This is a genomic window from Chitinibacter sp. SCUT-21 (assembly GCA_041874755.1).
GTDB lineage: Bacteria > Pseudomonadota > Gammaproteobacteria > Burkholderiales > Chitinibacteraceae > Chitinibacter.
In genome coordinates this window covers 1,181,777-1,206,214 of sequence record CP102611.1, presented here as the reverse complement: position 1 = coordinate 1,206,214, position 24,438 = coordinate 1,181,777, and the positions used below count along the sequence as shown (strand labels likewise).

Below are 24,438 nucleotides of genomic sequence, written 5' to 3'. Positions count from 1 at the left end.
TAATCAAATATTTTGTAGTGAGCGGCTGGTGTGTGAGGGGATGCGCTGGCCGATTTGAAACCTTTGCAGAGCTTGAAAAAATACTCAAGCCGCAATCTAAAAGACGGAAATTCTCATGCAGATTCGTGACATCATGCGCTCTTGCACTGTTATGCCAGTGTTGGTAATTGAAAACGTAGAACACGCAGTGCCATTGGCTAAAGCTTTGGTGGAAGGTGGCATTCGTGTTTTGGAAGTGACACTGCGTACTGATGCTGCGCTTCCCGCAGTCAAAGCGATTGCTGATAACGTTCCTGGTGCGATTGTGGGCGTGGGTACTGTTGTACGCCCAGAGCAGTTTGCTCAAGCAAAAGAAGCTGGCGCTGTATTTGCGGTTACTCCGGGTTTAACACCTAAATTAGCTGCTGCTGCACGCGAGTGTGGTATTGCTTTGTTGCCTGGTGTGATGACTCCTTCAGAGGCTATCGCCGCTTTGGAAGAGGGCTTCGATGCGATGAAATTGTTCCCGGCTGAACAAGCAGGCAGTTTGGCGATGCTCAAGGCCTTGGGTGGTCCATTGCCACAAATCCTGTTCTGTCCAACTGGTGGCGTGAGTGTTGAGTCGGCGCCAAAACTGTTGGCTTTGCCTAATGTCGGTTGTGTTGGTGGCTCTTGGTTGGCGCCAAAAGACATGGTGGCTAAAGGTGATTGGGCTGGTATTACTGCCTTGGCGCGCGAAGCCGCTGGTCTGCGTGGTTAAGAAATAAATGCAGTCGGGCAATTTGCCCGATTTGCTTTTTGGGGGTAAGTTGCCCCCATTGCTTTTTTTGAGTTGTTTTTGTCATGGCGCAAAGGCAAGTATGCAATAAATGGTGCATGCTTAGGCGTCCCGATTTATTCGATCCATCTTGGAGATGATTCATGGCTATCAAAGTAGGTATTAATGGTTTTGGTCGTATCGGCCGCATGGTATTTCGTGCCGCTGTTTATAATTTTGCTGACGATATCGAAGTTGTTGGTATTAACGATCTATTAGAGCCTGACTACCTTGCCTACATGCTCAAGCATGACTCTGTGCATGGTAAATTTAAAGGTGAAGTAGCTGTTGTTGACGGCAATTTGGTGGTCAATGGCAAAACAATTCGTTTGACTGCAGTGAAAGACCCAGCCGAATTGAAATGGTGTGAAATCGGTGCTGATGTGGTTGTTGAGTCAACCGGCTTGTTCTTGACTAAAGAAACGTGCGAAAAACACATTGCAGCTGGCGCGAAGAAAGTCATTATGTCTGCGCCATCGAAAGACGACACGCCAATGTTTGTTTATGGTGTTAATAATGACACCTACGCAGGTCAGGCGATTATTTCTAATGCGTCTTGTACAACCAACTGCTTGGCACCAATCGCTAAAGTAATCAACGACAACTTTGGTATTAAACGTGGTTTGATGACCACTGTTCACGCTGCAACTGCTACGCAAAAAACCGTGGATGGCCCATCAAACAAAGATTGGCGCGGTGGTCGTGGTATTTTGGAAAATATCATTCCATCTTCAACTGGTGCAGCCAAAGCCGTTGGCGTGGTGATTCCAGAGGTGAAGGGTAAATTGACGGGTATGGCGTTCCGTGTACCAACTTCAGATGTTTCGGTCGTTGATTTGACCGTAGAGTTGAATAAAGAAGCATCGTATGAAGAAATCTGCGCGGCAATGAAAGCTGCTTCAGAAGGTTCAATGAAAGGCGTGCTGGGTTACACCACAGAAAAAGTGGTTTCTACTGATTTCCGTGGCGAGGCCTGCACTTCAACGTTTGACGCTGATGCAGGTATTGCATTGGACAAAACTTTCGTGAAGGTCGTTGCTTGGTACGATAACGAATGGGGCTACTCTAGCAAGGTGCTGGAAATGGTCCGCGTTATGGCTGCAAAATGATTGCCGTCAAGTGATTTAAAGCTTAGTAATTGATTTTGTCTCCAAAAAGCCAGCCAATTTAATTGGCTGGCTTTTCTTTTTTGCGGCGCTCTAAACCCGTGGCTTTTCTGTGTAGTTTTACCCGATTGGAATGGCAGTTTTGCACAGAATTGGCCGCGGCTCAGATGCACAATGGCGCATCCCGAACGAATATGTGAAAGCGGGTAACTTGGAGACGATTATGTTTAAACGAATTTTGATTTCCGCTGCTGTAGCAGCTGCTGTATCTACACCTGTGATGGCCGAAGTTTCAATCAGCGGTTCTGCTGAGATGGATTTCTTCTACCGCACGAATCAGGTTGCTTCGAATGGTGAAAATGCGTTTGGCCAGGAAGTTGCCATCATCGTAAACATCGATGGTAAAGATAAGTTGGATTCTGGTGATACGCTAAAGTGGCGTTTGGCGCAAAAAGTGGCGACCGATTATCGTTATGATTCATTTGGCCAACGTGAGGCCTGGATTGGTTACCAAGGCGGTTGGGGTGAGCTGCGCTTTGGTAATCAATTCTCGAATCAATATCTGACGCTGGATTGGCCGTATGGTGCACAAGGTCAAGGTAATTTGTGGGCTGATTTTGGTGCGCAATCGGTAAATTATGCTCGTGCAATTAGCTACTTCTCGCCTGATTTTGGTGGCTTCTCTATGCAGGCTCAGTACGATTTAGGCGAAGGTACTGGTGATGCCTATGCGTATGAGGTGACTGGTACATACAATGCGGATATGGGGGCTGCCGGTAAGTTGCGTTTGGATGCAGGCTACTCTGAGGCACGGAATAATGGTGCCGCATCTTCAGAAGCCTTTGTATTTGGTGCCAATGGTGGTTGGGGTAAGTCAGGTGATTTCTCTAAAGATAATAAAGCAAGTGTAATTAATGCTGGCGCTCGCTACTTTATTGGTGGCTTCGATGTGGCTGCAGCCTACAAACGCAATGAGTGGAAAGGCGATGTCAATGATAAAATCCACACTGGTACTGGTAAAACAACCGTCGATCAGTACTTGATTCGTGCAGGTTACACTACAGGCAAACACAATATGAACTTGGGTTATCAGCGCGTTGCTGATAGTAAAACCGATGGCGTTACTGCGAATGATGGTATTGATGTGATCAACGCGCAATACAACTATGCCTTGTCAAAAAATACCTCTGCCTTTATCCAGGCTCGTCATCATATGTTTGATAATGCAAACAAAACTAGCGTGATGCATGGTTCTTGGCAGCTTGATGGCGCAGCCAATAACGGCGAAGATTCAGCAACACGTATTTTGGTGGGAACTTGGACCGCGTTCTAAGCAACAATTGGGTTTAAGTGGGAAAAAACGGCGCTTCGGCGCCGTTTTTTGTTGTTTGAAAATGTTGTATCAATGTGACACACCAAAGAAAGAACGTAAGTTCGGTTTGCCATGCTATGTGAGGTTGCGTATTCTCGAGTTTGTAAATCAGCGGCAATAAAAACCAAGTCGCTGTTACGGTGGTTTTAACTAACTCTCGTCTCTTGGAGAAATTAATAATGTTCAAGCGTGTTCTGATCGCTGCTGCTGTAGCAGCTGCAGTTTCTGCACCAGCTTTCGCTGATGTATCTATCACTGGTTCTGCTGAAATGGACCTGTTCTACCGCACTAACAATACTGCTGATGGCGATGGCAAATTGTTGGAAGAAGTTGCAATCGTTATCAACTTCAACGGCAGCGAAAAACTGGATAGCGGCAATACTCTGAAATGGAAAGTAGCTCAAAAGATCGCTACTGACTACCGTTTCGACAGCTTCGGTAAACGCGAAGCTTGGATCGGCTACCAAGGCGGTTGGGGTGAATTGCGTTTCGGTAACCAATTCACTAACTCTTACCTGACTATGGACTGGCCATACGGCGTTAAAGGTACAGGTAACTTGTGGGCTGACTTCGGTGCGTTCGAAAATACTTGGGCTGACTCAATCTCTTACTTCTCACCAAACTTCGGTGGCTTCAGCTTCACTGCTCAATACAAATTGGGTGCTCAAGCTACTGGCGTAGGCTCTGGCGATGGTTACGATTTGACTGCTGGCTTCGGCGTTGCAGGCTTCAACTTTGACTTGGGCTACCAGTACAATAACGACCGCTTGGTTGGTACTTGGGCTGCAGGTGCAAATGACTCAGTTTCTGGTTCTAAAGACGCTCCAGGTGCTAACTCACAATTGATCCACGCTGGTGTTCGCGGTTCATTCGGTGACTTCGGTTTCCGTGCTGCATACAAAAACAATGCGTGGGAAAATGCTGCAGGTCAAGAAGCTGATTTCGATCAGTACTTGGCTGGCGTAAGCTTCTCTGGCTTCACTTTGTCTTACCAGTACAAAGATCGCCTGAAAGCAGCTGGCGTAGAGTACAACAACGAAATCCAACAAGTTGCGTTCCAGTGGGATACTCAATTGGGTAAAAACACTTGGGCCGGCGTACAAGTTCGTCACCAAATGATCGACAATCCATCTCAAACTGCATTGCCAGGTTGGGCTCTTGACGGTTGGAACGGTAAAGACGACAACGTAACTCGCGCTCTGGTTTACACTTGGACCGCATTCTAATCTGACTTGTTCAGTTTAGATCGTCAAAAAGAAAAGGCAGCTTAGGCTGCCTTTTTTTATCTCTGGGATATCCATATCCGGTGTTGTTTTTATGTTTTTTGCAATTGATTTGTCATTGCTTTGTAATGTGGCTTGACTATGATTCAGTCGTGTATTTGAAATGCGCTCGGTAATAATTCGTAGCATTTACATGTGAGCAAGCTGGTGCTGTATATATGGAATGTTTCTACTGTTAGCGCTCAATTTTCAAATCGCTACTATTTCTATTTAATTCCTGAGGTAATCCAAAATGAACAAATTGATGGTCTTGTCGCTTGCAGCGATTTTTGCCGCTCCATTGGCGCAAGCCGAAGTATCAATCACAGGAAGTGTGCGCACTGCTCTTGAATATGTTAGCCCAGACAGTACCGGCGTAAAAGCTGGTTCAAAAAGCGATGGCGAAAATAAATTGCTCTTAAATGATCAGAGCTCACGTATTCGCTTTAGCGGTGTTGATAAATTAGATTTTGGTGGTGATTTGGTATGGGTGTTGGAAAGCCGTTTTCGCGTAGGTGATCCATACAATAAAGAAGGTACTGCATTTGGTTCACGCGATACTTATATTGGTTATAAAGGCGATTTCGGTTTTGCCCGCTTTGGTAAAATGGATAATGCTTATAAAAACATTTACAAGAATATTGCTCCAGCACTGGAGGGCTCGATGAATGATTCATCCAGCTATATGGGCTCATCGAGCATGCTGCGCCGTCTGGGTGATCGTCAAGGCTCGGTGATTTTTTATGAAACGCCAAGCTTGGGTGGTTTTGGTGCACAAGCCTCTTATACGATTGGTGAAAAAACCGATAAAGTTGATCCATCTGATTACAATATCGGTGCATTCTATAAAGACAAAATGTTCAATGTGGGTGCTTCATACTCGTTGAAAGATGATCAGAATTCTGATTACAAATCTTCAAAAATTAGCTCAAAAGCCACTTCAGGCGCGAGCATCAGCGGCTATATGGTGGGCGCAAATGTAAATTACGCTGACTTTGGTTTGGGCGCTACCTGGGAGCGCGTAACGCGTGATGATGGCAAAATGTCGCGAGATCAAGACACCTATGCTGTGGCCGCCACATATAAAGTGGATAAATTCAGCTTCCAAGCTGCCTATCTGAATGTGAATGATGTTGATAGCTATGCAGATTCAGGCGCTGATCAATATACGCTTGCCGCCGCATATAGCTTGAGCAAACGCACTCGCTTGATCGGTAGCTACTCACAAGTAAATAACGACAAAAACAGTACATTCACCACAGAATCTGGCTATTCAGTGAATGCCGGCCAGGATGTAGGCTTTTTTGCAGTTGGTGTTCGCAGCGATTTCTAATTGCTGAAGTTAAAAGGCTTAGGCAAAGTGCGTATATAAAACAGCTTTTGTGCCTTTCAAATAAGGCGCCAGTTTGTGAATATGTGACTTTTTGCCTGTTCGCCTCTGTTGTGCAGAACCGCTTGTTGAACCGTCCAATTTTACCGATTGGGCGGTTTTTTTTATCTGTATAAACAAGGCGTACAAGCTGCCGTGCTAAAATTGCGCAAAATTCATTTGAAATTGCAGGGGTAGGCAAATGTCGGGCAATAGTTTGGGCTTGTTGTTTACAGTAACTTCTTTTGGCGAAAGCCATGGCGCGGGCATTGGCTGCATCGTTGATGGTTGCCCTCCGGGGATGGAGTTGTCACTAGAAGACATTCAGCTTGAACTCGATCGCCGCAAACCCGGCACCAGCCGCCACGTTACGCAGCGTAAAGAGCCCGATACGGTTGAGATTTTGTCTGGTATTTATGAAGGCAAAACTACCGGCACACCGATTGCGCTATTGATTCGCAACCAAGACCAACGCAGCCAAGACTACGGCAAAATTACTGAGACATTCCGCCCGGGCCACGCTGACTACACCTACTGGCACAAATACGGCATCCGTGATCCACGCGGTGGCGGTCGCTCTTCAGCGCGTGAAACCGCCGTGCGCGTTGCGGCCGGTGCAATTGCTAAGAAATGGCTAAAAGAAAAATTTGGCATCGTGATTCGCGGTTATATGAGCAAATTGGGCGAAGTCGATATCCCTTTCCAAAGCTGGGATCACGTGTCTGAAAACGCTTTCTTCGCGCCGAACGCTGAAATTGTGCCGCAGCTCGAAGACTACATGGACGCGATCCGCAAAGAGCGTGATTCAGTTGGCGCGCAAATTACCGTCGTTGCAGAAAACGTACCTGTAGGTTGGGGCGAGCCGGTTTACGATCGCCTGGATGCCGAAATCGCCTACGCGATGATGAATATCAACGCCGTTAAAGGCGTGGAAATTGGCGCGGGTTTTGACAGCATCGCTCAGCGCGGTTCAGTGCATTGCGATGAGTTAACTCCAAATGGTTTCGCGACCAATCACGCCGGTGGCATTCTCGGGGGTATATCGACAGGGCAGGATATCACTGTGAACTTGGCGGTTAAACCCACCTCCAGTATCGCACAAGAACGCCAGTCGATTGATAAACAGGGCAATCCAGTGATGATGGCGACCACCGGCCGTCACGACCCGTGTGTTGGCATTCGTGCCACGCCGATTGCCGAAGCGATGCTCGCCTTGGTGCTAATCGATCACGCACTGCGCCACCGTGCACAATGCGGTGATGTGGTGGTCAATACACCGCAAATTCCAGGAAAAATAGCCTAATGTTAGCGCGCGGCCTCTTGCCCCTTTTGTTGACGCTTGTTCTTGCCGCGTGCTCAAGTTTGAGCTCTGACCCAAGTTTTGTGTCGACAGTGTCGGTACGTCACCAGTTGCCGGTTGGCGTGTTAAAAGCATCGGCACCTGCTGCATCTGGCGCCGCGGCAGTCGCTGCGGCAATGGCCAAACCAAAAGCGTTTGTGATTGAGCGCAGCGCATCGCAGGCACAAAGCTTGGCGCATCAACAGTTTGAAGCCGAGCTAGCGCAACAATTGGTCGAGCAGGGCTTGATTTGGCAACATGATCCAAAGCAAGCCGATTGGTTGGTGCGCCTTGATTATCAAATCGACGATGGGAAAAACAAATCCTATCAACAGCCAATTTGGGGCACGATTGGATATTCGGTTAGCTATCAGCGCGTAGTCAGTGGCGGCAGTGTCGTGTTTATTCCGCGTTATTATCCGGAAACGGGCATCGTCGGTAGCCAAACCATCAATGAAACCGTCTATACGCGTGAAGTGTTTGTCGACATTTTGGACCGCAAAACGCTGGATAAAGGCGAATTTGCCAAGTTGTACGAAGGTCGAGCCCGCAATCGCAGCCAAAATGACGAGCTAGAATCGGCTGTGCCGTGGCTGATTCGCAGCTTGTTTATGCCATTCCCAGGCCCATCGGGCGTTAGCCGCGAAGTGCGTATTCCGCTGACAACACCAAAACCTTAAACCTGAGATTTTCCGTGACTCCTGATCAATATTGCGAAGACAAAGCGGCCAAAAGTGGCTCGAGTTTTTATTACAGCTTTCGCTTTTTAAGCCCAGAAAAACGCATCGCGATTACCGCCTTGTACGCCTTCTGTCGTGAGGTCGACGACGTGGTCGACGAATGCACCGACGAAGGCGTCGCGCGTACCACGCTGAACTGGTGGCGCAATGAAGTCGATCAGATGTACGCCGGCGCGCCGCAGCATCCGGTTACGCAATCGCTGCTGCCAGCGGTCAAAGCCTACGATTTACCGCGCGAGTTGTTTTTGGAAATCATCGACGGCATGGAGATGGATCTGAATCAGGCGCGCTACAACAGCTTTAAAGATCTACACCTGTATTGCTACCGCGTTGCCAGCGTCGTCGGCCAATTGGCGGCCAGTATTTTTGGCTATACCGATCGCAAAACGCTGAAATACGCGCACGATTTGGGGATCGCGTTTCAGTTGACCAATATCATTCGTGACGTCGGCGAAGACGCACGTCGTGGCCGGATTTATCTGCCGGTGGACGAGTTGCAACGCTTTAACGTGCCCGCGGCCGATATTCTGAACTACCGCGAAACGGCCGAATTTAAAGCCTTGATGAATTTCCAAATCGATCGTGCCGAGCAGTATTACGAGCAGGCGATGAAACTGCTTCCCGAAGTCGATAAGAAAAACCAGCGCACAGGTCTGGTGATGGCGGCGATTTACCGCGCGACTTTGGCCGAGATTCGCTTGGAAGGCGCGCAGAAAGTCTTAAACCAGCGCACTTCACTGACGCCGATTCGCAAGCTTTGGTTGGCGTGGAAAACATGGTGGTTCGCCTAAACCGATGACTGCTTTAAACCCAAGCAGTAAACGCGTCGCCATCATTGGTGGCGGCTACGCCGGTATGGCGGCGGCGGTAGAGCTGGCAGCGGCTGGTGTGGCGGTCACCGTGTTTGAAGCGGGTAAAGTGCTCGGCGGTCGAGCGCGGCGGGTTGAGCGCGCTTCATTGTCGTCGCATAGCACTAGTAATAAACCCGCGCCACTCGATAACGGCCAGCATTTGGTCATCGGTGCATACAGTGAATTACTGCGCTTGATGCGCGCATGCGGCATGGATTTGGACGCAGCGTTTTTACGCCAACCAATGCGACTCCAGACTGTTGGACAAAATGGGGAACCCGATTTCTTACTCGAATGCCCGCGTTTACCCGCTCCACTGCATTTGGCTGTTGGTTTATTTCGTGCCAAAGGGCTGAACTGGGGCGAGCGCTGGGCGCTGATCCGGGCGATTCAAGTGGCGAAATGGCGTGGCTGGCGGCTGAAAAATGATGTCACCGTCGCCGAGTGGCTGAAAGCACAACGCCAACCCGAAACCTTAATCAGCCGCTTCTGGGCGCCGCTGACATTGGCGGCACTCAATACGCCGCTGGAATTGGCGAGCGCACAAGTGCTGCTGAATGTATTGCGCGACAGCCTAGGCGGGCGCCGTGCGGCATCTGATTTAATGCTACCTAAACTTGATTTTACTGATTTATTTCCTGCGCCTGTAGCCGATTTTGTTAAGAATAAGGGTGGGTATATTCAGCTAGGTCAACGTGTAAAAAGTATTCATGGCAATACGGGGGGGTGGTGTGTGGATGGTGGCGAACAGTGTTTTGACTCCGTCATTATCGCAACCGCGCCGCATCAAGCCGCCAAACTGCTGGCCGATTCCAATCAGGCCAGCGAGTTAGCGCAGCAACTCGCAGCGTGGCCTTACCAGCCGATCGTCACCGTGTATTTGCAGTACGAAGCTGATGTAAAACTCAGCCAGCCTATGCTGGGGCTAGCCGATGCTTACTCGCAATGGATTTTTGATCGCGGTGTCACGCATGGCTGCGCTGGCTTAATCGCGGTCGTGATCTCGGCGCAAGGCGTGCACAGCGGCTTAAGTCACGATGATTTGGCAATGGCAGTGCAAGAAGAGCTGCACCAGCGTTTGGGCTTGCCCGATTTGGTGCTCCAGCAGCAAGTGATTACCGAAAAGCGCGCAACGTTTGCCTGCACGCCCGATTTGCAACGCCCTGATAATCGTACCGCTACGCAGGGCATTTATTTAGCTGGCGATTACACGGCCGGATTGGCCTCAATGGGCAAAAAATATCGTGGTGAGTTTCCAGCTACGCTGGAAGGCGCGGTGCGCAGCGGTGTGAAGGCCGCTAAAGCTGTATTGGTAGATTTTTAATTTTGGTATGTGGCTGTAGGCAAGTCTAGATAAGACCTGCAGCGCAATACTGGTTGATGTATATAAGGCAAAAATCATGGAAAGCTGGAAAAACTATCAGGCGCAGGCCAAATCAATGCAAGACCGTGTAATTTTAGTGACGGGCGCAGGGCAGGGCATTGGCGCGATGGCGGCGGTTGAGCTGGCCAAACTGGGCGCGACGGTGATTTTGGTCGGCCGCAATGAAAAGAAACTGAGCCGCACTTATGACGCGATTGAATCGATTGGCGGGCCGCAACCGGCGGCTATTCCAATGGATTTGGCCAAGGTCGGCGAAGCGGAACTGACGCAAATGGGCGTGCTGATTCAAAAAGAATTTGGCCGTCTCGATGGTATTTTGCATTGCGCCAATGGCTTTAATCATTTGTCGCCACTGGGTTTGCAAAAGCTCGACGAATGGGTTGATATGTTCCGCGTTAATGTTGCTGCGCCATTTGCAATGACGCGCTCGCTGTTGCCTTTACTGCAAGCGGCTCCCGACGCTGCGGTGTTGGTGATTGGCGAAAGCCACGCGTTTGAGCCAAAAGCTTATTGGGGCGGCTTTAGCGTGACCAAGGCTGGTCAGCATAACTGGGTGCAAATTGCCGCGTCGGAGTGGGATAAATTTGAAAACCTGCGCATTAATCATTTGGTGCCAGGCCCGATTCAATCGCCGTTTCGCTTGGCGACACATCCGGGCGAATCGAAAGACAGCATTCCAGAAACGCAAGCGATTATGCCTGCAATCTTGTATTGGCTGGGGCAAGAGAGTCGTGGCCAAACGGGGCAGACTTTGTTTTTTAATAAATAGTAAAAAATACCAAAATAATTTCGAACTTCAGATGAACTTTCTGCAATTTGGGCACTCAGAGCTAGGGTAAGTTTGTGATTGATCTCCAAACTTAAGTACTTAGGCCGCAAGGCTGTGGTGCATGCAAGTGTGTAGTTTGTTTCATCTCTCCCTGTAGTTACTAGCCCCGCCTTGAGCGGGGCGTTTTTTTATCTGCTAAAACCGGTTTTGCGCTTATTTCCCAAAGAACGTCGCATCCTCGCTAATCTGCACCCCGCTATCGTCGTTGGCGCTAATGGTAAATTGAATCGGATTTGCACCCGCCTTGGCATTGTGCGCCGCCGTTTTGACCCGAACGATAAAGTCTCGACTTTCGGTGCCAGCCAAAATCAATTTCATATCCTGATCAATTTCGGTGCTTAAACCCGTTAAGCCACTCACTTGCAGCGTAAAGCTACGGCGCTGTTCGGCGGTGTTTTGCAATTGTACGCGATACACGTTTTCCAGCTCGCCAGTGGCCAGCTCGCGCACCAAGGTATTGCGCTCGCGCACAATATTGGCCTTCACCGGCTGATGCGTTTGCAGCGAATAAATAGTTGCTCCGATCACCAATAGCAGCGTTACGCTAAACAGGGCCACCTGCGGTCGGCGTAGTCGGCTCCACAGTGTGGCTTTATGATCCGGGTTTTCCAGCTCGTTCGCCGTTGTGTAGCGAATCAAGCCGCGCGGATAACCTACTTTATCCATGACCTGATCACACGCATCAATACAGGCGGTACAGCCTATGCATTCGTATTGCAGGCCATCGCGAATATCAATCCCCGCCGGGCAGACCTGCACGCACATCGTGCACGACACGCATTCACCCAGCCCCTGCAATTGGTAATCGCTGCCAATCGAGCGAGCGCCGCGTGGCTCACCACGATTGCTGTCGTAGCTGATGATCAGCGTGTCTTTATCAAACATCGTGCTTTGAAAGCGCGAGTACGGGCACATATGCTGGCAGACTTGCTCGCGCAACCAACCCGCGTTGCCATAGGTGGCTAGGCCATAAAACAATATCCAGAATGTATCCCACGGCCCGATGCTCAAGGTGGCCAAGCCGTTTTGGAGTTCGGCCATTGGCGTGAAATAGGCGACGAAGGTCAGCCCAGTGAATAAAGACAGCGCAATCCATAGGCTATGCTTCAGGGTTTTAATACCGACTTTGCGCGCCGATAGCGGCGCTTGGTCGAGCTTAATCCGTGCAGATCGATCGCCCTCGGTCCATTTTTCTATCCACAGAAAAATCTCGGTATATACCGTTTGCGGACAGGCATAACCACACCATAGCCGCCCACCAATAGCCGTCCAGACGAACAGCCCAAATGCCGACACCAGCAGCAGCGCCATCAGGTAAATAAAATCTTGCGGCAGGAACACCAGGCCAAAAATATAAAATTTGCTGTTGGCAATATCGAATAACAGCGCTTGCCGGCCATTGATCTCTAGCCACGGCATGCCGTAGAAAAACAATTGCGTCGCGATAACGAAGAAAATCCGCCAATTATTAAAGTAGCCCGTCACCCAATGCGGGTAGATTTTTTTATGCGAGTGAAAATGGATAATTTGCGCGTCGCTACTGGGCGACGCTGAGTTGGGCGTTGAGCTATTCATTGCGCAGACCTGGCCGAGAATGGACTGAAATACCGTCGAGTATGCGATACTGCGCAAAAGCAGAACAGAATCAGAAAATGAATAAAATACCGGATCAGATTGGTCAATACAGAAGGTTTGCTATGAAACGCTATGAAGCGCTCGCCGAGCTGATCGCCGCTGATATTCGCAATGGCACGATCCCGGCAGGCAGCAAATTGCCGTCGGTGCGCAAATTGCGCGCGCAGCATCAGGTCAGCGCGTCCACGGTGTTTGAGGCCTACCACCGACTGGAAGATCGTGGTCTGGTTCGCGCGCGCGAGCGCTCCGGCTATTTTGCGCTCGGTATCAAGCACGATGTTTTTGCGATGCCCAAGGCCAGCAGCGTGACGCCGCAGCCAGCGCAAGTCGATATCAGCCAGTTAATTTTTAGCATCCTAGGTGCGGTGCAAGATCGCAATATTCTGCCGCTGGGCTCAGCTTTTCCATCTCCGAAACATTTCCCCTTGCCACGCTTGGCTAAATCTTTGGCCAGCACCGCGCGCTTTATCGATCCGTGGGAAACCGTCGCCAGCTTGCCGCCCGGCCACTTGGCGCTACGCCAGCAAATTGCGCTGCGCTACCTAGGGCTTGGCATGCCGCAAGCGCCGGAAAATATCATCATCACCAATGGCGCGCTCGAAGCGCTGAACCTTTGCCTTGCCGCCGTCGCGCAGCCCGGTGATTTAATCGCGATTGAATCGCCCGGCTTTTACGCGCCGCTGCAAGCGATTGAACGGCTGAAAATGCGCGCGCTCGAAATCCCCGTTTGCGCCAAAGAAGGGCTGGATTTAGACGCGTTGGAGGCGCTGCTGGCGCAACACCCGGTCAAAGCCTGCTGGTTTATGACTTCATTTCAAAACCCGATGGGCGTGAGTCTGAGCGAAGAAAAAAAGCAGCGCCTGGTGCACATGCTCAGCGCGCGGCAAATTCCGCTGATCGAAGACGATGTGTATGGCGAGTTGTACTTTGGCACGCGCCAGCCGCTGCCGGCCAAAGCGTTTGATACGCAGGGCTGGGTGATGCACTGCAGCTCGTTTTCCAAAAGCCTAGCGCCCGGCTATCGCATCGGCTGGGTCTCGCCCGGCCGCTTTGCGCGGCAAGTGGAGCAACTCAAATTAATGACGACGCTATCGGCCAGCGTCCCGGCGCAAGTGGCGATTGCCGATTACCTGCAAACCGGCGCGTACGATAAACATCTGCGCAAACTGCGCCACACGCTGGAATCGCAGCTGGTGCTGATCCTGGACGCAATTCGCCGCCATTTCCCACCCACCGTGCGCGTCTCGCACCCGAGCGGCGGCTATTTTGTCTGGCTTGAGTTCCCAAGCAGCTTTGACACGCTGCGCTTACACCGCCAAGCTGCCGAACAAGGCATCAGCATCGCCCCCGGCCCCATCTTCTCCGCCAGCCGCCAGTTTCAAAACTGCATGCGGCTGAATTTTGGCGGACAGTGGAATGAAGATTTTGAAGTTGCGATGATGAGTTTGGGACGGTTGATTGCGGAGCAGTAGGTGGCCAGCGACCCAAATCGTAAGGTGTTTGTAGCTTGGAGCTGAGTTTGCGAGGCCCAATAATCGTGGTGAGTGTTGGGCAGTAGTTTATTCAGCCCAACCTGCCGTGCTGCTATTGAGCCTCAATGACATATGCACCTTATCAAGGTAACCATCCGCCGTTCGTATAGCCATGGGCTCAAGTCCAAAGCTTTTGAAGCCTAGAGATTCATAAAGTGATTGAGCAGGTGCATTGCTATTGGTCACTGTCAGTGTGATTATCTTTGTGTCAGGTCTGGCTTTTGCAAAGGCAATTGCATTTGTCACTAATTTTCTACCAGCACCAGCTCGTCTAGCTTCAGGTCTAACGTACATTCCAATCAGATGGCTTTTATGTCGCGTTTTCGGCTTGTTGGTAAACTCAAGTGCTACGGTGCCGACAAGCTGTTGATCAATGAATGCACCGAATACAGCGGATAGTCCTGTTGGATGTGATAGCCGCTTAATCCACCAAGAATCCGGCTCTAACTCCCTTTCCTGTACCGTCGATGTAAATGCATCCGAAGCCACCTCATAGGCCTCGAGCATCAACGAACGATATGCCCGCATATCTGCGGCAGTGAGCATTGAAATACGCACGCAGTCTCCTTGCTAGAAATTAATTACAGTCAGCTCGTAGGTCGGGTGAGCGCAGCGTTACCCGACAATATCATGTTTGATAACGCCGGGGGCTTATCCTGCCTACGTCATTTTTATTTGTGTTGTGTTCAAATTGATGGAAGCTTAACGCATCCATTTGCGCGGGCGTTTGATTACGACTGGCTTCGTTGTGTTTCAGCCTAAGTACATCAACCATTTTGCACAAAAGCGTCAAAACTCTTCACCGCGCCGCATTCGCCTTGCCCGTATCATTGAATCAAACAATATGGAGCAAGTGATGCGAAAATTACGCAGTCTATTTATTAGCCACGGTGCGCCGACTTTGGTGATTGACGATATTCCGGCGCGGCACTTTCTGGCGCAATTGAGCCAAACCATGCCACGCCCGCGCGCGATTGTGTTGATTTCGGCGCACAATATCGCTCGCCAAACGGTGGTTGGTACGGCGGCTAACTGGCAGGAATGGCATGACTTTGGCGGCTTTCCGGCTGAACTGTACCAAATGCAATATCGCCCCAAGGGTGATCCGGCCTTGGCGTTGCAGATTGCGCAGGGTTTAGCTGATTTGGGCGAAACAGTCGCGGTCAGTGACGACTCAGCGATTGATCATGGCGCGTGGGTGCCGCTGAAATTGATTTACCCAAACGCCGATGTGCCGCTGATTACGATTTCGCTGTCGCAACATATGGATAACGCCGCGCATTGGCTGCTGGGTGAGCGACTTAATCAAATTTTGCCCAACGACGTGTTGCTGATAACCTCGGGCAGTATCACGCACAATCTGCGCGATGCGTTTTGTCGGATGCAATCAGCGAGCGGTGAATATACGGTAGAGCAGTATGCGTCTGAATTCATTGCTGATAGCTATGCGGCGCTCAATACCCAAGGAAAAGATTTCTGGTTAAATTGGCAAAATGGTCTGCGCCACGCGCGCCGCGCGCATCCAACGTCTGAGCATTTCTTGCCGCTGCTGATCGCCCGCGCTGCGGCGGGTGACGCTGCTAGCATAACGCCGCTGCACCAAAGCATCGAATTGGGTGTGTTGGGGATGGATGTGATTGGTTTTAATTGGCCGTGATTGTGCGCTGTGGTGGATGACGGCCGACTTGCCTTCGCATGTTTTTTATCATTGCGAGCGGCCTAATCCACCCTAGGCCAAGGCTGGCTGCTACAATCTGCTCTCCCTGCTTTGTGCGCCCTTGTTGTCCATGACCCATGACTCTTGAAGAAGCTTTTGCCAACGATGGCCCGTTTTCTGTGGCTTTTCCCGGCTATAAATTGCGCCAGCCGCAGCTGGAAATGGCACAAGCCGTCGCCAAGGCCATCGATAGGCACGGCCAGCTGATTGCCGAGGCGGGGACGGGCACGGGCAAAACGTTTTCCTATTTAGTGCCGGCGCTGCTGTCGGGCGGCAAAACGATTGTGTCGACTGGTACTAAAACGCTGCAAGATCAGCTGTTTAATCGCGATATTCCCAGCGTTCGTGATGTGCTGAAAGTGCCGGTGACGGTGGCGTTGCTGAAAGGGCGTTCCAACTACGTTTGCCACTATCACCTCGAGCGCGCCGAGCACGAAGGCCGCTTTATGCGCCGCGAGGACGTCGTCGATCTGCAAAAGGTTAAACGCTACGCGGGCAGTACGCAGTCGGGCGATAAGGCGCAATGCCAAGGCGTGCCGGAAGACGCGCCGATTTGGTCTTACGTGACCAGCACGCGCGATAACTGCTTGGGCCAAGATTGCCCGAGCCACAAAGACTGTTTCGTGCTCAAAGCGCGGCGCGAAGCGCAGGAAGCCGACGTCGTCGTCGTGAATCACCACCTGTTTTTTGCCGACGTTTGGCTGCGCGACGAAGGTGCGGGCGAGCTGCTGCCAGCGTGCAATACGGTGATTTTTGACGAGGCGCACCAATTGCCCGAGGTCGCGAGCCTGTTTTTTGGCGATACGCTGACCAGCGGCCAAGTGGTTGAATTAGCGCGTGACGCGCGCGCCGAAGCGCTGGTGGTCGCGAAAGATTTTATCGAATTGCCGAACGCGGCCGAGGCGCTGGAAAAAGCCGCTAAAGACGTGCGCCTCGTTTTTAAAGAGCCGCTGCGCCTGCCGCAGCATGAATTGAAAGATCGGTTTGGCGAGTTTTTTACGCAACTCGGTGTAATGAAAGACAAGCTCAAAACCGTCGCGCAATTGCTCGCCAAACAGGCCGAGCGTGCCGAAGGGCTGGAGAAATGCCAGCAGCGTGCTTCTGAGATGTTGACGCTGCTCGATCATTGGCTCGAGGAAGACAGCAAGGAAACGGTGCATTGGATCGACGTCACGCAGCACAGCTTTTTGCTGCACGTGACGCCACTGAATATCGCCGATTTATTCCAAAAACAAATCAATATGAACCCGCGTGCGTGGATTTTCGCCTCGGCGACGCTGGCGGTGAATAATCAGTTTACGCATTTCCAGCACGAGCTGGGCTTATGGAAAGCCGAGACCGCGACGTGGGATAGCCCATTCGATTACAAGCAGCAGGCAGTACTGTATGTGCCGCAAGACATGCCCAATCCTAATACACCGGGCTATACCCATGCCGTGGTTGAAAAAGCGTGGCCATTATTGCAGTCGACGCAAGGCCACGCCTTCTTGCTATTTACCAGCTTGAAAGCGATGCGCGAAGCGCACGAGCTGGTGCTGGAAAAACTGAAAGACGCGAATCTGGATTGGCCGGTGTTTTTGCAAGGCACCACATCGCGCACCGAATTATTGGATCAGTTCCGCCGCGCGCCGAACGCGATTTTGGTCGCCAGCCAAACGTTTTGGGAAGGCATCGACGTGCGCGGGGAACAATTATCCTTGGTCGTCATCGATAAGCTACCGTTCTCTCCACCGGATGATCCGGTATTGTCGGCGCGGATGGAGCAGATTACCAAGGCCGGGCGCAGCCCGTTTATGGATTACCAATTGCCGAATGCGACGATTACGCTAAAACAGGGTGCGGGGCGCTTGATTCGCGATGAAAGTGATATTGGGATCTTGATGATTGCGGATACGCGCCTCGTTGAGAAACAATACGGCAAAATGATCTGGCGCAGCCTGCCACCGATGTTTAGATCGCGCGAGCTGGCGAATGTGCAAAAATTTTATGCAGTAAAACAAGCCGAAAAAATGCAGCAAGGTATGGAACAAAGTGGCGACGAAGCGTAATTCAAAAACAGTAACAACTAAAAAATCAGCGCCATCAATCTGGGCGCGCGTGCTCGGTTTTGGCGTGCTGATCGTGTTCTTGGCGCTGGCGCTCAGTGGGGCGTGGCTGTATAGCTGGGCGACCGAGGCGCAGCCCAAACCAGCAGCCGGCGCAGTGGTGTTGCAGCCGGGGGGCGTGCAAAACTTGGCCAATCAACTGAAAGAGCAGGGCGCGATTGATTCGCCAACGCTGTTTGTGTGGATGGCGCGCATCAGCGGCAAAGACACGCAATTGAAAGCCGGGCGCTATCGCATCAGCGCCGATATTTCGCCGTGGCTGTTATTGCGCAAATTGACCAAGGGCGACACCGACGATTTGGTCGTGACGATTGTCGAAGGCTGGAATTGGCGCGATGTGCGCAAGGTGCTGAACGCGCATCCGCAACTGAAGCACGATACGGCCAAGATGACCGATGCCGAGATTTTGGCGCAGCTCGGTGTGAGCGCCAGCTCGCCGGAAGGGCTGTTTTTCCCCGATACCTACCAGATCGAAGCGGGTAGTTCCGATTTGAAATTACTCGCGCGCGCCAATCGCCGTTTGCAGCAAAAATTGGATGAAGCATGGGCGATGCGTAAAGAAGGCTTGCCGCTGAAAGACCCGTATGAAGTGCTGATTATGGCGTCTTTAATCGAAAAAGAAACCGGCAAAGCCAGCGATAGACCGCTGGTGGCGGGCGTGTTTATCAATCGCCTCAAGCTTGGTATGCGCTTGCAGACCGATCCAGCGGTGATTTATGGTGTTGGCGCGGCGTTTGACGGTGATATTACCAAGGCGCACTTGCGCACCGATACGCCGTACAACACCTACACGCGCCACGGCTTAACGCCAACGCCGATTGCGATGGTTGGCGAAGCCGCGCTGCGCGCTGCGGTGCAGCCAGCCGATACCTCTGCCCTGTATTTTGTTGCACGCGGTGATGGGTATAGCCAATTTTCAAATACCCTTGATGAGCATAATGCCGCGGTGCGCAAATACTTAGGACGTTAGTGATTGATTCATTTCTTTGTTCGGTCTTTAGCTTTCTTTTATGGCCGAGCTAGGGAAAATACCTAGAATTGCTAAACGCTTGTTTTAAAACAGCAATCAAAGCTGTCGTCAAACCGTCATCAATATGAAGAATGGTTGTCATTTTTAGACTTTAGAGTGGCGCTTTTTTACCGCTAAGGCGATTTACGCGAAATGTCTAAGTCTAATCATTTTAATGATGAAAATTCTAACCACTCAGCTAACCCGACGTTTGACGCTATCTTAGAGCAGCGCCTCAATCGTCGCGGCTTTTTAGGTAAAACCCTCTCAGGCGCCGCTGTGCTTGGCGGGATGGGGCTGGGTTTGGTCGGTTGTTCTTCGGGGGAGCTAGTGGGCGGTAATACCCTGACTAGCGTTGCCACGCCGAGTGCTATCCCTGGCTCAACGCCCGCTGCTATTCCAACTGCAACGCCGAGTGCGCCGCTGCCAAGCGCACCGCCTAATCCGATTGTTAGTCGCCTAGGTTTTGGTGCGGTGGCAAAAAATACCTTGGATAAAGTGACGATCCCAAGCGGCTACAGCTATCAAATTATTTATGCCTTGGGCGATCCGCTGACAGCAGCTACAAGCGCGTACAAAAACGATGGTACTGATGCAGATTTTGACAACCGCGCTGGTGATCATCATGACGGGATGGAATGGTTTGGCTTAGATGCGGCCGGCAAACCTTCAATAAGTGCAGCAGATCGCGGCTTGTTGGCGATGAACCATGAAGCAACCACCGATGAGAACAAATCATCGTTCTTTATTCATGCGACTGGTGGCACAGCCTCTTTGCCGCGCCCAGCGGCTGAAGTCGACAAAGAAGTCGCAATTCATGGTTTGTCTGTGGTTGAAGTTAAAACCACCGGCGGTAAATGGGCTAGCGTGCCAGCTTCTGCCTTTAACCGCCGCGTTACACCATTGAGCGACGTAGAAATCGCTGGCCCCGCGCGCGGTAATGCTTTGCTCAAAACCAAATATTCGACCGATGGCACGAAAACACGTGGCACGATTAATAACTGTGGTTGCGGCAAATCGCCTTGGGGCACGTATTTGTCGGGTGAAGAGAATTGGTCGGGTTACTTCTACCGCGTAGCTGCTGATGACACCAATCGCGGCGACAAGAGCGTCGTTGCGCTCAAACGCTATGGCCGCAACGCGGGCTCTGCTTCACGCCATGGTTGGGAAACGGGCGGCAGCGATGATAAATATGCGCGCTGGAACATCAGCAAAATCGGCGCGTCAATCGATGGCATCGATGATTATCGCAATGAAATGAATGGCCAAGGCTATATCATCGAAATGGACCCGTACGATAAAAGCAAAGTGCTGAAAAAACGCACCGCCTTGGGTCGTTTCGCACATGAAAGCGCTGCATTTGGTCTGCCTGTCGTCGGTAAACCACTGACGGTGTATTTGGGCGATGATTCGCGCAATGAATACATGTACAAGTTTGTGTCTAAAGCCTTGTGGTCTGCGGCCGATGCAAACCCAAGTGATCGGATCGCGACCGGCGACAAATACCTGAACGACGGTACTTTGTATGTGGCGAAATTTAACGCCGATGGCAGCGGTGAGTGGATTGAACTTTCGCTCAATAATCCGCTGATTAAAAACTACGCCACTTACACTTTTGCTGATTACGCAGATATTTGCGTCAATACTCGCTTGGCGGCTGATGCGGTGGGCGCCACGAAAATGGATAGACCTGAGTGGGGCGGCGTACACCCAGTGACGGGCGAGTACTACCAAACGCTGACCAATAATAGCAACCGCGATATTAACGCGGCTTCAGGCTCGAAATTGGTACCCGACAGCGCCAACCCACGTGCATACGCCGATAGTGATGGCAATAAAGCCAAGGGCAACCCAAATGGCCATATCTTGCGCACCAAAGAAGGCGCTGCAGTTACGAGCTTTACGTGGGATGTATATTTGTTTGGCGCTGAAGCGGATATGGATAAAGCGACGATTAATCTATCCAATCTCACTGACGATCAAGATTTTTCATCGCCTGATGGTCTGGCGTTTAGCAAAAACACCGGCATTTGCTGGATTCAAACCGATGATGGCGCCTACACCGATGTAACGAACTGCATGATGTTGGCGGCGATTCCTGGCAAAGTGGGTGATGGTACGAGCAAAACGCTAAGCTATACCAAGGCCGATACCAGCCAGTTGAACGTCACGACACAAGTTGGTGCTGCGCCAACGGCTGATACGCTGAAGCGCTTTTTGGTCGGCCCGAAAGATTGTGAAATTACCGGCTTGTGCGAAACGCCTGATGGCAAAGCCATCTTTATCAATATTCAGCACCCAGGTGAAGGCACGCGTATGGCTGATATTGCGGACCCAAGCAAATACACCAGCCAATGGCCAAGTAATGCTGGCTACGGCGCGGGCAACCGGCCACGTTCCGCAACGATTGTGATTACCAAAGATGATGGTGGTCGTATCGGTTCTTAATCTTTGAGTGAGTTGCAAAGCCAAACGCCCCGAATGATCGGGGCGTTTTTGTTGGGTATTGCTTTGGGTGCTAATTTTTACATGGCTTAGCTGGATATACTGGCCTTATTTTGAATATTTATTGATGGCGGCCTGTATTTCAGCAATGGCTTTTTCAATGTCTTCATCGCTAATCGCCGGGGTCGAGTTGGCGCTTAGTGGGTCGATATGGGTGCTGACAGTGTTCTGATCGAGTTTGACGGTCGAGACAAAGCTAGGGTCATCGTGAAAATCACTTTCGTGCCAATTGATTGCGAGTGCAGTCAAGTTATCGCCAAATTTGCCACCGCGCAATTCTGCCTTATCAAGTAATTGCGGTACGGCAAACATCACGGGGAAAGAACTTAAGAAATGCGTGATTTCATCATCCGCTAGCGAGCCCCATAAACCATCGGTGCAAAGCAAGACACAATCGCCATCCTGCAGTGCTACACGCCCGCCAATATCAATATCGGGCATTAAGGTGCCGCCAAGACAATTGTAGATTTTGTTCTTTTCGGCGTGATGTAGCGCCTGCTCGGACGTGATTACGCCCGATTCAACCAGCTTTTGTACCTTAGAATGATCTCTCGTTTGGGCAACGGTAAAACCATCGCGAATTAAATACAGCCGTGAATCGCCAACGTGCGCCCAATACGCCATTTCGTCTTGGATAATGCACGCCACTACCGTGGTGCGCGGAATTTCCAATAAGTGCTGCGCAATCGCGTAGTTGTAAATGGCTTCGTGGCAATTGAGTAGCGCGTCGGCTAAAAACTGCACTGGGCTTTGAATAATTGGTGTGGCTTTCTTTTGAAACTGATCGCTGAGCAATTCGACGGTGATTTGTGCTGCCACTTCACCGTGCAAATGGCCGCCCATGCCGTCGGCCACGACCAGCAGTAAAGCATCGCGACTGTAGGAATAGCCAACGCGGTCTTGATTGTATTCACGGCCACCCTTGCGGCTATCTTGAAAGACGGTAAATTTCATTCGTCACCTTTGCGCTTTGGGCGGGTCAAATCTTGCCATCGACGTTTGATGGAATTCAAGAAATTCGACTTTTTATTGGGGGGTGAACCGGTCTCAAGCAAAGCTTTCTGAATTTGCAGCACACTTTGTGGCCGTTCAGTTGGATCAACTGCGATGCACTGATGAATCAAATTAAGTAGTTCGGGCGAGTAGCGATCGCCATACATCAATTCAAGGCGCTGAACTTTATCTTCTTTTTCGCGTGCATCTGACGCTTGTGGTGCGGTACCCGCAATGCAGGCAAACATCGATGCGCCTACACCATAAATGTCGGTCCACGGGCCGAGCTGATCTTTGCGGCGATATTGTTCCGGCGCAGCAAAGCCCGGCGTGTACATCGGTGTCAGGCGTGAATGTTCGGTGGTCAGCGTTTGACGTGCCGAGCCAAAATCGAGTAATACCGGCGAGCCATCTTTGCGGATGTAAATATTCGCGGGCTTGATATCCAAATGCAGCAGCTTGTTCAGATGAACTTCACGCAAGCCATTGAGCAAATTATAAAACACGCTGCGAATGAGCTTTTCGTCGACGCCTTCGCGCTCGTGATTGAGCTGAATCTCTTTTTGCAAAGTGCGGCCGCGCTCGTATTCCATCACCATATACACGGTTTCATTGGCGCGGAAAAAATTTAGTACGCGGACGATATTAGGGTGCTGAATACGCGCCAGCGTTTTGCCTTCTTCAAAAAAGCATTTCAGGCCATGGCGAAACAGCGCGATGTTTTCATCACTGGTAGCTTGCACTGCGACGCCTTCTTTGCGCAGCGCGAGCGAGTTGGGCAAATATTCTTTGATCGCGACCGGATAGTCGTTTTCATCGTGCGCTAAATAGACAATACTAAAGCCGCCGGCTGAGAGTAGCTTGGCAATCGTATAGTTTTGCAGTTGGAAGCCGCGTGAAAGCGGTTGATTGCTAGGGGTGGCCATGCTTGGCTTTCGTTATAATCGGGTTATCAATGAATTGTGTGTCGCGACTTGGCAATTGTAAAGCGGCTTCTTACAAAGGATATTTATGATTTATAGCATGACCGGCTACGCCAGTAGTCAACGTGAATTATCGCATGGTGTTTTAGCCGTTGAGTTGCGGGCCGTCAATCATCGGTTTTTGGATCTAAGTCTACGTTTACCAGAGGAATTTCGTGCACTGGAAGGCGCTATCCGCGAAAAGCTCACAGGGCGCCTCAATCGCGGCAAGCTCGAATGCCGTGTGAGCTGGGGCACAAAAGACGGGGCAGTAAGCCAGTTGCGTCTAAACAACGCTTTGGTCGCTGAATTATTAAGGCTTGCAGACCAAGTCAAGGAGCATCAAGCAACTGCAGGTGATTTGCGGATGGGTGAAATTTTGCGCTGGCCCGGTGTGATTGAATCGGACGCGTTGCCAAGTGAAATTCTGCAAAGCACGGCGTTAGAGCTGTTAGATTTAGCGCTTGATGATTTTCTGGCATCCCGCGCTCGTGAAGGTGAAAAATTAGGCGCCATTTTGCTGGCGCGTGCCGACGAAATGGAAGATGTGCTCGCGCAAATCAAACCGCGTTTACCGCAAATTGTTGAAGAGTATGAAGCGAAACTCAAGCAGCGTTTTGTTGATGCTATTGGTACAGCGGATGACGATAGAATTCGCCAAGAAATGGTGCTGTTTGCCCAAAAAATCGATGTCCAAGAAGAAGTGGATCGCCTGCACACACACATCGCAGAATTACGCCGTATCGTGAAAACCGGCGGAAACGCCGGCAAACGTTTAGATTTTCTGATGCAAGAGCTCAACCGCGAAGCGAATACCTTCGGCTCGAAATCAATTTCAGTCGATACAACTAAAGTCGCAATGACGTTGAAAGTGCTGATCGAGCAAATGCGCGAGCAAATTCAAAATATTGAGTAATTGATTAGCTGGGATA

The 24,438-nt window shown here is 50.8% G+C and carries 20 protein-coding genes; 16 read left to right on the top strand and 4 right to left on the bottom strand.

Annotation, left to right across the window (positions count from 1 at the left end; translation table 11 throughout):
- Positions 1 to 115 precede the first annotated feature (115 nt).
- The 10 genes from NT239_05480 (at position 116) to NT239_05435 (ending at position 10,988) form a co-directional block, all read left to right on the top strand.
- The gene (locus NT239_05480; protein XGA72294.1) at positions 116 to 739 is read left to right on the top strand and encodes a bifunctional 4-hydroxy-2-oxoglutarate aldolase/2-dehydro-3-deoxy-phosphogluconate aldolase; all 624 of its coding nucleotides are present in this window, start codon (positions 116 to 118) and stop codon (positions 737 to 739) included.
- A 161-nt stretch (positions 740 to 900) separates the two neighbouring features.
- Complete coding sequence (gene gap, locus NT239_05475; GenBank protein ID XGA72293.1) at positions 901 to 1,905, top strand: type I glyceraldehyde-3-phosphate dehydrogenase; 1,005 nt, start codon at positions 901 to 903, stop codon at positions 1,903 to 1,905.
- A 220-nt stretch (positions 1,906 to 2,125) separates the two neighbouring features.
- Entirely contained in the window at positions 2,126 to 3,235 is a 1,110-nt protein-coding gene (locus NT239_05470; protein XGA72292.1) for a porin, read from the top strand.
- A gap of 218 nt (positions 3,236 to 3,453) precedes the next feature.
- Positions 3,454 to 4,500, top strand: coding sequence for a porin (locus tag NT239_05465; GenBank protein ID XGA72291.1), 1,047 nt, complete (start codon positions 3,454 to 3,456; stop codon positions 4,498 to 4,500).
- A gap of 289 nt (positions 4,501 to 4,789) precedes the next feature.
- The gene (locus tag NT239_05460) at positions 4,790 to 5,869 is read left to right on the top strand and encodes a porin (GenBank protein ID XGA72290.1); all 1,080 of its coding nucleotides are present in this window, start codon (positions 4,790 to 4,792) and stop codon (positions 5,867 to 5,869) included.
- Between the two features lie 238 nt (positions 5,870 to 6,107).
- Positions 6,108 to 7,208, top strand: coding sequence for a chorismate synthase (gene aroC, locus NT239_05455; GenBank protein ID XGA72289.1), 1,101 nt, complete (start codon positions 6,108 to 6,110; stop codon positions 7,206 to 7,208).
- Between the two features lie 89 nt (positions 7,209 to 7,297).
- A complete protein-coding gene (locus NT239_05450) occupies positions 7,298 to 7,924 on the top strand; it encodes a DUF4136 domain-containing protein (protein XGA72288.1) in 627 nt (208 codons plus the stop codon).
- A 14-nt stretch (positions 7,925 to 7,938) separates the two neighbouring features.
- Entirely contained in the window at positions 7,939 to 8,775 is an 837-nt protein-coding gene (gene hpnD, locus NT239_05445; GenBank protein ID XGA72287.1) for a presqualene diphosphate synthase HpnD, read from the top strand.
- A gap of 4 nt (positions 8,776 to 8,779) precedes the next feature.
- Positions 8,780 to 10,159, top strand: coding sequence for a hydroxysqualene dehydroxylase HpnE (gene hpnE, locus NT239_05440; GenBank protein ID XGA72286.1), 1,380 nt, complete (start codon positions 8,780 to 8,782; stop codon positions 10,157 to 10,159).
- A gap of 76 nt (positions 10,160 to 10,235) precedes the next feature.
- The gene (locus NT239_05435) at positions 10,236 to 10,988 is read left to right on the top strand and encodes an SDR family NAD(P)-dependent oxidoreductase (GenBank protein XGA72285.1); all 753 of its coding nucleotides are present in this window, start codon (positions 10,236 to 10,238) and stop codon (positions 10,986 to 10,988) included.
- 213 nt (positions 10,989 to 11,201) lie between these two features.
- Here NT239_05435 and ccoG read toward each other — a convergent pair whose 3' ends face one another.
- Positions 11,202 to 12,623: a cytochrome c oxidase accessory protein CcoG gene (gene ccoG, locus NT239_05430; GenBank protein ID XGA72284.1), complete on the bottom strand. Its 1,422-nt coding sequence runs from the start codon at positions 12,621 to 12,623 to the stop codon at positions 11,202 to 11,204.
- 122 nt (positions 12,624 to 12,745) lie between these two features.
- On the opposite strand from ccoG, the gene NT239_05425 reads away from it, so the two are divergent.
- Positions 12,746 to 14,155: a PLP-dependent aminotransferase family protein gene (locus NT239_05425; GenBank protein ID XGA72283.1), complete on the top strand. Its 1,410-nt coding sequence runs from the start codon at positions 12,746 to 12,748 to the stop codon at positions 14,153 to 14,155.
- 87 nt (positions 14,156 to 14,242) lie between these two features.
- Here NT239_05425 and NT239_05420 read toward each other — a convergent pair whose 3' ends face one another.
- Positions 14,243 to 14,773 (bottom strand): GNAT family N-acetyltransferase, encoded by a 531-nt coding sequence (locus NT239_05420; GenBank protein XGA72282.1) that lies wholly within the window; start codon positions 14,771 to 14,773, stop codon positions 14,243 to 14,245.
- A 298-nt stretch (positions 14,774 to 15,071) separates the two neighbouring features.
- On the opposite strand from NT239_05420, the gene NT239_05415 reads away from it, so the two are divergent.
- The 4 genes from NT239_05415 (at position 15,072) to NT239_05400 (ending at position 21,494) form a co-directional block, all read left to right on the top strand.
- Entirely contained in the window at positions 15,072 to 15,872 is an 801-nt protein-coding gene (locus NT239_05415) for a dioxygenase (protein XGA72281.1), read from the top strand.
- 137 nt (positions 15,873 to 16,009) lie between these two features.
- Positions 16,010 to 17,980 carry an ATP-dependent DNA helicase gene (locus NT239_05410; GenBank protein ID XGA72280.1) on the top strand — a complete coding sequence of 657 codons (1,971 nt, stop codon included), beginning with the start codon at positions 16,010 to 16,012 and terminating at the stop codon, positions 17,978 to 17,980.
- On the top strand, positions 17,964 to 19,007 hold the full coding sequence (gene mltG, locus NT239_05405; protein XGA72279.1) for an endolytic transglycosylase MltG: 1,044 nt from the start codon (positions 17,964 to 17,966) through the stop codon (positions 19,005 to 19,007). Before NT239_05410 ends, mltG begins: the two co-directional genes overlap by 17 nt.
- 192 nt (positions 19,008 to 19,199) lie before the next feature.
- Positions 19,200 to 21,494 carry a PhoX family phosphatase gene (locus NT239_05400; GenBank protein XGA72278.1) on the top strand — a complete coding sequence of 765 codons (2,295 nt, stop codon included), beginning with the start codon at positions 19,200 to 19,202 and terminating at the stop codon, positions 21,492 to 21,494.
- 105 nt (positions 21,495 to 21,599) lie between these two features.
- Here the strand turns inward: NT239_05400 and NT239_05395 are convergent, their stop codons facing one another.
- Both NT239_05395 and NT239_05390 read right to left on the bottom strand, forming a co-directional pair.
- The gene (locus NT239_05395) at positions 21,600 to 22,505 is read right to left on the bottom strand and encodes a protein phosphatase 2C domain-containing protein (protein ID XGA72277.1); all 906 of its coding nucleotides are present in this window, start codon (positions 22,503 to 22,505) and stop codon (positions 21,600 to 21,602) included.
- Positions 22,502 to 23,470, bottom strand: a complete 969-nt coding sequence (locus NT239_05390) for a serine/threonine protein kinase (GenBank protein ID XGA72276.1) — start codon at positions 23,468 to 23,470, stop codon at positions 22,502 to 22,504. The genes NT239_05395 and NT239_05390 overlap by 4 nt, the downstream gene beginning before the upstream one ends.
- A gap of 85 nt (positions 23,471 to 23,555) precedes the next feature.
- Between NT239_05390 and NT239_05385 the strand changes: the two genes are divergently transcribed.
- Complete coding sequence (locus NT239_05385; protein XGA72275.1) at positions 23,556 to 24,422, top strand: YicC family protein; 867 nt, start codon at positions 23,556 to 23,558, stop codon at positions 24,420 to 24,422.
- Positions 24,423 to 24,438: the final 16 nt, after the last annotated feature.